This is a genomic window from Tenacibaculum sp. (assembly GCF_048269885.1).
GTDB lineage: Bacteria > Bacteroidota > Bacteroidia > Flavobacteriales > Flavobacteriaceae > Polaribacter.
Genome location: NZ_JBLWTZ010000022.1, coordinates 1 through 11,617 on the forward strand (window position 1 = coordinate 1; position 11,617 = coordinate 11,617).

The 11,617-nt window shown below is 32.3% G+C and carries 9 protein-coding genes; 2 read left to right on the forward strand and 7 right to left on the reverse strand.

The features are described 5' to 3' along the window. From ACN0WY_RS14495 to ACN0WY_RS14515, 5 genes are all read right to left on the reverse strand, one after another. Positions 1-432, reverse strand: a 432-nt coding sequence (locus tag ACN0WY_RS14495; protein WP_417800815.1) for a hypothetical protein, incomplete at its 3' end; no start/stop codon positions are given. A 49-nt stretch (positions 433-481) separates the two neighbouring features. Next, on the reverse strand, positions 482-643 hold the full coding sequence (locus ACN0WY_RS14500; RefSeq protein WP_417800816.1) for a hypothetical protein: 162 nt from the start codon (positions 641-643) through the stop codon (positions 482-484). Between the two features lie 94 nt (positions 644-737). Further along, positions 738-2,651 carry a molecular chaperone HtpG gene (gene htpG / locus ACN0WY_RS14505; protein WP_417800817.1) on the reverse strand — a complete coding sequence of 638 codons (1,914 nt, stop codon included), beginning with the start codon at positions 2,649-2,651 and terminating at the stop codon, positions 738-740. Between the two features lie 66 nt (positions 2,652-2,717). Continuing rightward, entirely contained in the window at positions 2,718-3,797 is a 1,080-nt protein-coding gene (locus ACN0WY_RS14510; protein WP_417800818.1) for a phosphotransferase enzyme family protein, read from the reverse strand. After that, a complete protein-coding gene (locus ACN0WY_RS14515; RefSeq protein ID WP_417800819.1) occupies positions 3,788-4,681 on the reverse strand; it encodes a nucleotidyltransferase family protein in 894 nt (297 codons plus the stop codon). The genes ACN0WY_RS14510 and ACN0WY_RS14515 overlap by 10 nt, the downstream gene beginning before the upstream one ends. A gap of 71 nt (positions 4,682-4,752) precedes the next feature. On the opposite strand from ACN0WY_RS14515, the gene ACN0WY_RS14520 reads away from it, so the two are divergent. Then, the gene (locus ACN0WY_RS14520; RefSeq protein WP_417800820.1) at positions 4,753-6,555 is read left to right on the forward strand and encodes a sodium:solute symporter family protein; all 1,803 of its coding nucleotides are present in this window, start codon (positions 4,753-4,755) and stop codon (positions 6,553-6,555) included. A 69-nt stretch (positions 6,556-6,624) separates the two neighbouring features. Here the strand turns inward: ACN0WY_RS14520 and ACN0WY_RS14525 are convergent, their stop codons facing one another. Then, positions 6,625-8,016: a Gfo/Idh/MocA family protein gene (locus ACN0WY_RS14525; protein ID WP_417800821.1), complete on the reverse strand. Its 1,392-nt coding sequence runs from the start codon at positions 8,014-8,016 to the stop codon at positions 6,625-6,627. A gap of 109 nt (positions 8,017-8,125) precedes the next feature. On the opposite strand from ACN0WY_RS14525, the gene ACN0WY_RS14530 reads away from it, so the two are divergent. Continuing rightward, complete coding sequence (locus tag ACN0WY_RS14530) at positions 8,126-9,136, forward strand: 3-oxoacyl-ACP synthase III family protein (protein WP_408027775.1); 1,011 nt, start codon at positions 8,126-8,128, stop codon at positions 9,134-9,136. A 54-nt stretch (positions 9,137-9,190) separates the two neighbouring features. Here ACN0WY_RS14530 and ACN0WY_RS14535 read toward each other — a convergent pair whose 3' ends face one another. Next, complete coding sequence (locus ACN0WY_RS14535) at positions 9,191-11,560, reverse strand: TonB-dependent receptor domain-containing protein (protein ID WP_417800822.1); 2,370 nt, start codon at positions 11,558-11,560, stop codon at positions 9,191-9,193. Positions 11,561-11,617: the final 57 nt, after the last annotated feature.

Here is an 11,617-nt window from a genome sequence, read left to right on the forward strand (position 1 = left end):
AAAGACTTTATAAATAGGCATATATAAAAATGATGTCCATTCTTTTTTCTTTAAATATCCAAGTGTAATAAAATCTATAAATATGATAATGGAAAAAAATAGTAAGAATATAGAAAAAAGACCTAATAAAGTTAAGCCTAAAGTTTGAGAAAAAATAGTTGATTCAATAAAAAAATTACCAGCTATTATGAATATAAAAAGTATTGTAAAGAAAGAAATTAAGTAGAACAATGTTAAAAAAGTAACAGCAAATAAAATACTACAATAGTTTTCTAATTTTGCGATATACTCATCAAAAGAACCAACTTTGTTTTTTAAATAATTAGTGAAACGTTTGTTATAATCAAGTACGTCATAATCTATATCGTTAGAGACATATCTTAAACCAATTGCACCAATCCATAAACCTCTTAAAATAACATGAATAACCAAGTTAATAATTAATATGTAACAAGCTGCCCTAATTACAGGGTAATAAAATCTACCAAAGTTTTGTAGCGTTTATAGCAGCTTCAATAGGTTCGATTAAATTTATGAGACCAAAAATAGCAAAACCAGTTATAAGTAATTCTAATTGCCAGCTTTCTTGCTGGAGTTTATCAAGAAGGGCTTTAAATTTAGAGCTTTTGTAATCGTTATTCATAGTTCGTTTTTTGGTAGATGACTTTCTACAAAAAAACAAAATCCTCTTTGGATTAACAAAGAGGATTTGAATAATTTATTTCAGTAGACTCGAACTATTTTATTAATTCGTAGCTACGTTTGATAAAGTTGGTTAACTCTTCACCATGCAATAGGTTTTGAGATAATTTGGCTAAATCAAATGCTTGTGTAACTAATTGTTTTTGCTTGTCTTGATCAGCAGACAAAATTTCTGATACTAATTCGTGGTTGGTGTTTACTACCAAGTTGTACATTTCTGGTAGGTTACCCATTCCCATCATTCCACCGCCACCAGTAGCGTTCATTTCTTTCATACGACGCATGAATTCTGGTACCGTAATTATAAAAGGAGAAGCACTAGAATCCATCGCTTCTAATTGTACGGTATAGCTAGAGTTATTTACAGCTTCTTCGATAACAGGTTTTAGTTTCTCTTTTTCTTCATCAGAAAGTTTAGAAATTACTGTATCGTCTTTCTTAATTAAGTTATCAATATGGTCAGCATCTACACGTTTGAATTGTACTTTAGCATCTCCAGATTCCATTTCTAATTTTTGCATTAAATGTGGAACGATTGGAGAGTCTAATAAGAGTACTTCGTATCCTTTAGCTTTCGCATCTTCAATATAACTGTGTTGTGCATCTTTGTGCGCCGCATATAAAACAATATGATTTCCGTCTTTATCTGTTTGAGTATCCTTCGTTTTTTCAATTAATTCATCAAACGTAAAGAATTTATCATCAACAGTAGGGTATAAGGCAAACTTCTTCGCTTTGTCAAAGAATTTCTCTTCCGATAACATTCCATATTCAATAATAACCTTGATGTCGTTCCATTTTTGTTCAAAATCTTCACGATTGTTTTTGAATAAAGAAGAAAGTTTATCTGCTACTTTTTTTGTGATGTATCCAGAGATTTTCTTCACAGCTCCGTCTGCTTGTAAATATGAACGAGAAACGTTTAACGGAATGTCTGGAGAATCAATGACCCCTTTTAACATTTGTAAGAAATCAGGAACAATTCCTTCTACATTATCTGTTACAAAAACTTGGTTTTGGTATAATTGAATTTTATCCTTTTGCATATCCAAGTTCTGTGTTAACTTAGGGAAGTATAAAATTCCTGTTAAGTTAAATGGATAGTCTACATTTAAGTGAATGTGGAATAAAGATTCTTCAAATTGCATCGGATACAACTCTCGGTAGAAGTTTTTATAATCTTCATCTTCTAAATCTGCTGGTTTTTTAGTCCATGCAGGTTCCGTATTGTTGATGATATCGTCTACTTCAATTTGTTTGTGAGGCTCTGTTACTTCTTTACCGTCTTCGTCTTTTGTGGTTTGTGGAGTGAAATCAGGATCGTTTATTTTCTTGGTTCCGAATTTAATTGGGACTTGGTTAAAACGATTGTATTTTGTTAAAAGCCCACGGATTTTTCCTTCTTCTAAAAACTCAGTAGAATCTTCCGCGATGTGTAATACGATTTCTGTACCTCTGTCAGATTTGTCGTGTTCTACCAAAGTATATTCAGGAGAACCATCACAAGTCCAGTGAGCAGCAGGCTCGTCTTTAAATGATTTGGTGAAAATTTCTACTTTATCAGCCACCATAAAAGCAGAGTAGAACCCTAAACCAAAGTGACCAATAACACCTGTTTCGTTTTTATCGTCTTTGTATTTTTCTAAGAACTCTTCAGCTCCAGAAAAGGCAATTTGGTTGATGTATTTTTCAACCTCATCCGCGGTCATCCCAAGACCTTGGTCTTTTACAGTTAAGGTTTTTGCATCTTTATCAATACTAATTTCAATTTTAGCGTCACCTAATTCTGTTTTAGCTTCACCAATAGAAATAAGGTGTTTTAATTTTGTAGTAGCATCAGTTCCGTTAGAAATTAACTCACGTAAAAAGATTTCGTGATCAGAATACAAGAACTTTTTAATCAGTGGAAATATATTTTCTACCGATACATTAATGTTTCCTTTACTCATAAGTATATATTTTATTTGATATTATTTTCTGTGAGTTTAAGTGTCAAAAAAAATACCAAAGAAATATTAGTGACAAGATGACATGTAAGTGCTTTTTACAAAGGAATTTATTTCATGTTGTTGCTCGCGAATTTTTTGTACCAAACTAAATTGATTATTCGCTCTTTCTAGGTTGTGGTTTGAATGCTTGGTTTTATAATAAACATCATTATTTAAATAATCTGTTAAAAAGCGAAGTCCCATAATAAAGGTCATGACTTGAATACTAATAGGAAGATAGCTTGCTTCTTGTTTAGAAATATTATTTGCTAAACTTTTAAGAAAACCTTCTGTGTAATTTTTAAAATAATTGAGATTAAAGTTAATAGCTGATACATTGACTTCGTCTTCATCGGTCGTATTACAAATAGTTCGTAAAGCATCTCCGTAATCAAAATGTATGCATCCTTTCATTACGGTATCTAAATCAATCATACAAATAGCTTTGTTGTTGGTATCGAATAAAATATTAGAAATTTTAGTGTCATTATGAGTGACTCGTAACCGAATTTCTTTTTGATTGATAGCACGGTCAAGAACCATCATCTCTTTTTTGTTTGCTAGTGCAAAATCAATCCACTTTTGAGCTTTTTGTTTTCTTATTTTGGAAGTTGCATTTAAAGCGTTTTGAAACTCTTGAAAACGAAAAGACATGGAATGAAAGTTGGGTAATGTTTCTACCAAATCGTTTTCGAAATCTGATGTTTGTGCTAAAAATTCAGCGGTAATTAAGCCTGCTTGATATGCAATATCGTTCGCATTAACTTTTAAAAATGTTTGAGAGTTTTCAATAAATTCAGACAAGTTCCAAAGATGCTTATCATCATCTATCAGAGAATAGCTATTTTCTTTGGTGGGAATAAAATGAATTGTTTGTATTCCTTTTTTTGATAAATGTTGGGTGATTTTTATTTTGTTGTGAATAACATCGATTGCTTTTTTAAAAACAGTTGTATTTATTCTTTGTAATACATAATTAACTTCCTCTTGAGTAAGAATTAAGAAAGTATCGTTGATATGGCCAGAATTAAATGTTTCAAAACCTTTGAAAGTGTGTTCGGTTTGAAATTGCTGAAAAATAGTGGCTAATTTTTTTTTTAATTCCATAAGCTTTCTGGGTACACACCGTCTTTTTTTAATTCAGTTATTTTTGAAATTACTGCTGCTTTATCTTTTTTATAGGTAACTCCTAACCAATTAGAGCTGGTTTCTAAAACTTTTACAGTAGCTTTTTGGGTATCTAGTAAGTGATTTACCACACTTGGCAGGTAGAATTCTTCTTTTTCTGTTCGGTAATTCTCCTTTAAAAATTGATGAAAAGGGGTCTCCATTTCTCGAAAGATGGTGGGAGTAAATCCCCAAAAATTCATGGAAACCAAACTGTTTTTTTGAATTTCCTTCTCCTGATTGTTTTCGGAATAAATGATACGGTTGTTAATTAAACTTATGTTAGTGCGTTCAACAACTCTTTTTAAATACTTGCCTGAGTCAAGGTAACATTCTCCTCTTGAAACACTTCCATTTTCAGAAAGTGTATTTTGAATTTTAAATCCAACCATGGCATATTCACAAGAAGAAGAATCAGTTTTGTTTAAAAACTCAGCCATTTTTAAAAAAGCATTAGCTCCATAAAAATCATCGGCATTAATTACACAGAAGTTTTCATTAACTGCATTTTTGGCGGTTAAAAGAGCGTGGGCTGTTCCCCAAGGTTTTACTCTGCTGCTGTTGTTGAACTCTTCCGGAATATTGGTTACCTCTTGGCAAACAAACACTACCTTAATTTTATTGTGAAGTTTGGGTAAATACAAGGCTTTTATAGTTTCTAAGAAATCTTTTCGCACTACAAAAACTACTTTCTTAAAACCACATTTTACAGCATCATATATAGAAAAGTCGATTATAGCTTCGTTTTTATTACTAATAGCGTCCAATTGCTTTAATCCGCCATATCGAGTTCCCATACCAGCAGCAAGAATTACTAAAGTCATAACATTTATTTAAAAAAGCCCAATATAATTTAATCCGATTGATTATTTTGGTCGACATTAAATTTTATTTCATGAACTTAACTACGATTGATTATACTTTTATCTTTATTTTTTTCAGTATCACATTAGGAATAGGAATCTGGGTTTCGAAAAAATCAAAACAAAGTACTTCTGAGTATTTTTTGTCTGGAAGAAATATGCCTTGGTGGTTATTGGGAGTTTCAATGGTTGCCACAACTTTTTCGACAGATACTCCTAATTTAGTGACAGATATAGTTAGAACCAATGGGGTTTCTGGAAACTGGGTTTGGTGGGCTTTTTTGCTAACAGGAATGTTAACCGTTTTTATTTATGCAAAATTATGGAGGAAGAGTCAATCAACTACAGATTTAGAGTTTTATGAGCTTAGATATGGAGGAAAACCAGCTAAGTTTTTAAGAGGGTTTCGATCCTTATACCTTGGGATATTTTTTAATGTTTTAGCAATGGCTGGGGTAACCTTAGCTGCTATAAAAATAGGAGAGGTAATGTTAGGTTTAACACCAATTCAAACAATTGGGATTGCTTCGGTGGTTACTGTGATTTTTAGTGCTATTGGTGGATTTAAAGGAGTGGTGTATACCGATTTTTTATTGTTTTTTGTAGCTATGATTGGAGCTGTTGGTGCTGCTGTGGTTGCTGTAAATCATCCCCAAGTAGATGGTTTAGAAAATTTATTAACACATCCTAACGTCGTAGATAAATTATCAATTCTACCAGATTTTAATAACAAAGAGTTGTTAATTTCAATTTTTATTATTCCATTAGCAGTGCAATGGTGGAGTGCATGGTATCCTGGAGCAGAACCAGGGGGTGGAGGGTATATCGCTCAAAGAATGTTGGCATCTAAAAATGAAAACCATGCTATTGGAGCAACTTTTTTCTTTAATATTTTACATTATGCTTTACGCCCGTGGCCATGGATTATTGTAGCATTGGCTTCATTAGTTGTCTTTCCTGATTTGGCTAGTATAAAAGAGGCTTTTCCAAATGTATCAGATGATAAATTAGGACATGATTTAGCATATCCAGCCATGTTAACATTCTTACCTAGTGGATTAGCAGGGGTTGTACTTACATCGTTAATAGCAGCATACATGAGTACAATTTCTACCCATTTAAATTGGGGAGCATCTTATATAGTTAATGATTTTTATAAGCAAAATATAAATCCAAACGCCAATGAAAAAACATTGGTAAATGTAGGGAAGTTAGCTACTGTTGTTTTAATGATTTTAAGCGCACTGTTGGCTTTGCTATTTACCAATGCGTTGGAGATTTTTAAATTTATCTTAATGTTTGGTGCTGGTACCGGACTTATTTTTTTGTTGCGCTGGTTTTGGTGGCGTATCAATGCGTGGAGTGAAATTTCGGCAATGATAGCATCAGGGATTTTTTCACTGATTTTTTATTTTAATGCTGAATACTTATTTGGAAATGAGGGACTGTTTGAAAGCTATTGGCAGTTTCCATTAGTAGTGTTGTGTACTACTATTGTTTGGCTGTTGGTAACTCTGCTAACGAAACCAGAAGATGATGAAGTACTGATTAACTTTTATAAAAAAATTCAACCTAAAAAAGCAGGATGGTTGTGTGTGTTAGCTAAAGCAAAAGAGAAAAATATACACATAGATGAGCAAACAGAAACGGTTAATTTAGGCAATGGTTTACTAGCCGCCTTTACGGGCTGTATTTTAGTTTTTAGTAGTTTGTTTGCTACTGGAAATTGGATTTATGGAAATTATACAATTGCTATGGTATTAACAGGAATTGCATTCATAACAGTATATATTCTACTAGGCTTGTGGAAAAAGATTAAAGTAAATTTTTTATAAAAACAGATTAAAATAAATACTAAAAAAAAAACACTAACCTCTTAAAGGTTAGTGTTTTTTGATTAGCGATTAAATATCTCTTAACATTTCTGATTTGTTGTTGTTCTTCCATGTTCCTCCTGTAAAATCTGGAACTTTAATAGAGCTACTGTTTTGTGCTACAGATAGCTCTGAAAGAGGGGTAATCGCACTCCATAAAACACTATCATATACATTAATATCTAATGGTAATCCTTGGTTTAAGCATCTAATTAAGCGATAAATCATCACAAAATCCATTCCTCCATGACCTACAGAATTGTCTGAAATTTGTGTTTTTAGTTTGTCCCAAAGTGGGTGGTTGTATTTTTCTCTGTATTCATTATATTTTTCAGGTTTCAACCATTCATGTCCCCACCAAGCCAATTCTTCATCGTTAATATATAGTTTAGAAGGGTACCCTTCATGTACAGCTTTTGTACCTACTACAGTATTTAAACGATCGTATGGTCTACCTGTATGTACATCAAACTGTAGCATAATAGTTTTACCTAATTTAGTTTTTATCATGGTGGTATTCATATCACCACACTTGATATTAGAAAACTTATTTATTCCTGCATGTTTGGCAGCGTCGCTTAAACTTTTTTCACGAGAACTCATCGATACCACATGGTCATAGGTGTCACCACGACCTATATCCATATACTGACTTATTGGTCCCAATCCATGTGTAGTGTAAAAGTTACCATCTTTATATAAGTGGTGTTTTATTCTCCATTGGTCTTCGTAGTATTTTTCATCTAATAAATGCTTACGTAAATCGTGAATATAAGCACCTTCAGCATGAGTTAAATCACCAAAGACACCTTGGTTGACCATATTCAATACCCATAGTTCTTCGTTGTTAAAACAACAGTTTTCTAACATCATACAATGTTTTTGGGTACGTTCTGCGGTTTCTATCAACTTCCAACAATCTTCTAAGGTATAAGCTACAGGAACCTCGCAAGCTACATGCTTGCCTTGTTCCATTCCATATAAAGCCATCGGTGTATGCCATTCCCAAGGAGTAGCAATTATTAACAAATCGATATCATCACGTTCAACAACTTTTTTCCATTCTTCAGGATTGCCATAATACGCATCAGCAGTTTTATTGTGTGTTTTTTGAAGATGTTCGTTTAGTTTGTCTGTTTTCTCTTTACGTAAATCAGAAACAGCTACAATTTCAGCGTTATCATTTTTTACCAACCAATCAAACATTTGTACCAGTACTTGCCCTCTGTTTCCACAGCCAATAATTCCAACATTGACTTTGTCTATTTTAGAAGCAGTTAAAGCAAAAGCAGTTCCTTTTGCTGTTTTGTTTAATAAGGGAGTGGTTTTGTCTACTGCTTCTTCTTTACAAGAAAAAGCAGTAGACAAACCAAAAAACATAGCGGCTTTGGTTGATAATGAGAGGAAATCTTTTCTGTTCATAAATAATTAATTAATATTTGTAGTTTTATGTCTTTTTGTAAAGGTATTAATTAATTACTATTTTTACAGGCTGCAATTGACAACAACAAAATAATCAACATAAAAAAATATGTATAGTTCAAAAATTACAGGGTTAGGTTATTACGTTCCTGAGAACGTAGTGACTAACGATGACTTGACTCAGTTTATGGAGACGAGTGATGAATGGATTCAAGAAAGAACTGGTATCAAGGAGCGTCGTTGGATAGACCCAAAAACTTCTGATGATTCTACATCAGTAATGGGGGCAAAAGCTGCTAAAATAGCTATTGAGCGTGCGGGATTGACTAAAGATGATATTGATTTTATCATTTTTGCTACGTTGAGCCCTGAATTATATTTTCCTGGAGGTGGAGTACAAATTCAAGATTTATTAGATATGCCTACAATTGGTGCGTTAGATGTACGTAACCAATGTTCTGGATTTATTTATTCACTTTCTGTGGCTGATCAGTTTATTAAAACAGGAATGTATAAAAATGTTTTAGTAATTGGTTCTGAAAATCACTCAGGTGGTTTAGAACGTTCTACACGTGGTCGTGGAGTTACTGTAATTTTTGGGGATGGAGCAGGAGCAGCTGTTTTATCTCGTTCAGAAGAGGAAGGAAAAGGTATTTTATCTTCTCACTTGCATTCTGAAGGAAAGTTTGCGAAAGAATTAATGTTAGAAGGGCCTTCAACAGGGCGTTGGGTTCCAGAAATCATAGAGGCCAATGATCCAGATGATACTTCTTACTACCCATACATGAACGGTCAGTTTGTATTTAAACATGCAGTTGTTCGTTTTTCTGAAGCTATTATGGAAGGTTTACAAGCAAACGGATTACAAAAAGAGGATATTGATATGTTAATTCCGCATCAAGCGAATTTACGTATTGCACAATTTATTCAAAAGAAGTTCCAATTATCTGATGACAAGGTGTATAACAATATTATGAAGTATGGTAATACTACTGCTGCTTCGGTTATTATTGCATTAACGGAAGCTTGGGAGAAAGGAAAAATAAATGATGGTGACTTGGTAGTATTGGCTGCCTTTGGTAGTGGATTTACTTGGGGGTCTGTAGTGATTCGTTGGTAATTTTTACTTTATATATAAAACAAAAAATCCGAAGTTAATACTTCGGATTTTTTGTTAAAACATCCCTCCTTGGGCTTCATTACTATCTCTATATTTTCTGCTTTTACTCTTGTTCTTCCCGCTTCCAAAATTATAGGAAAAACCTAAGTAAATTGAGTTGTACTCCAGTGTATACTTTCCTTTTTGTATAAAAGGAGTGTTTGATGTATAATCAAAGTTTACATTATTAAAAATATCAGTACCCCTTAAGGTGATACTTCCTTTACCTTCAAATACTTTTAATCTAGCTCCAGCATTAATCATAGTATATGGTTGTACAGTGTATTGAATGTTTTCACTTTTACCTCTAAAAATACCTGATAACTGGAGACTCAGTTTTTTTGAAGCTTTAAAAGAGTTATTTATGCGTCCCTTCACCAAAGTGTTTTTAACTGTTTCTAAGTTATTATTTAATATTCCTTGAGAATCTTGTATGTAGGTTTCAAAAGAAGGTCTAAGTGTCCACCATTTTATGGGTTTGAAGCTAGCAGAAAGTTCAATACCATAACTATCAGCAAAGTCATAATTGGTAAAAGAATTAATTGTCCTATCAGGGTTTTGATTGTCTTTTTGTAGTAATCGACCAATTTTATCGTTAGTTCTTCTATAAAATGTACCAAAAGAGATATAGCCTTTTGTAATTGTCCTAGTATAATTGAGCTCTAGTGAGTTTGTAAATTGTGGTTGTAAGTTCAGGTTTCCTTTAGATATAGTTAGTGGTGAAAACCATTCCTGAATAGGAGTAACTTGATATGCAGAAGGTCTGTCAACCCTTCTGCTGTAAGCAAATTGTAAGTTGTCTTTTTTAGAAAAGTTATAGGAGATTGATGCTGAAGGATACAGATTAAAAATATTATCTTTTAAATTAGTGTTTCCTTGTTCTGTATTTGAAAAAAGAGCATTTAAATTAAATTGCTCTAATCGTATTCCTGTCTGAAAGGCAAACTTGTTGAACTTTTTATTAAAGTTAAGGTACCCCGAAAAGATTGATCGATTATATTCTAAATTGGTATTACCTACGGGGGCTACAATAGAAGAGCTATTTACAGCTTCTCTATCTGTGAGTATTTGATTGTAAAAGTTTTGTTTTCTAAATTCAAATCCAGCCTCCAATTTTCCTGATTTTATAGGTTTTACATAATCAATATTTAATAGCCATAACTTTCGTGTATCTTTAATATCATTCGTATAATTATACTCTTTCGAATTAGGATTGATAAATTCTTTGTTAGTTGTTTTTTCAGGATTTTTGGTCATAGAGTGATTAAATTCAATCTCTAAATCTTGTCCTTTATCATCAAAGCTGTAAATATAATCAATGTTATAAGTCTGGTCTTTTTGATCATAATCAGAAAAACTCTTGTTATCAAAGACTAAAGAATTGTTTTCATGAACAAGAGTATTGGTTGCTAAGCTATTATTATCGAAATTTTGAGAGGTGTAAGCAGATAATATACTTTGGGAGTTAATGTCTATGTCTACACCAAACTTAATATTATGATTTTCAGAATTGTTTAAAAAGTAGAGGTTTTGGGATAAATCACTGTCTACTCTCGTCAAGTTGTTGAAAGTTTCATAATCTCCCCAACTCGTATTATAATTTAGATAAAAATTAGTAATACCTGTCTTGTAATTGGTGTTTAAGATTATGTCGGGTTTGGTGTTTCTGCTGTGCTTAACACCTGCAACTAAATTACCGTTAAAACCAATTTTGGTGTTCTTTTTTAGTATTAAATTGATGATACCACTCATGCCTTCTGGAGTATGTTTTGCAGATGGATTTGTAATTATTTCAACACTTTTTACCGAGTTAGAAGGTATTTGTTTTAATAATTGAGCTGTATTTACGTTGGAAGGTTTTCCATTCACTAAAACTCTAACATTTTCATTTCCTCGTAAACTTATAGTCCCAGAAAGTTGATTAATATCTACTGAAGGAATGTTTTCAAGCATTTCTAGGGAGGTAGCTCCAGCAGCAGTTAAGTCATTACCTACATTGATAACTTTTCTATCAATTTTTTGAATAATAGTTGAAGTTTCTCCTTGTATTTCAACTTCGTCTAATTGAGTAGTATTTTCTTCAAGAAAAACGATTCCTATTTTACTATTTTTTTTTAAGTCAATTTTCTTTTCAAAAGTTTTGTAACCAATAAATTGAAAAGTTAAAAGTAAATTTTCTTTTGGAAGGTTTTCAACTTTAAAATTCCCTTTTTCATCAGCGATACTACCTGTTAGTATTTTATTGGAAGTGTTTTTGCAGGTAATTGTAACAAAAGGTAGTGGATGGTTGTTTTTTTTATCTAAAATGGTTCCTGTAAGTTGCAGGTTTTGTGCTTGACAAAAATAAGTACCTAGTAATAAAATTAATATGAGCAATCTTTTCATATGTTGAAGGGAATGAAATTGCGCTAAAAATAAAAAAAACGAAGTATTTAGCTTCGT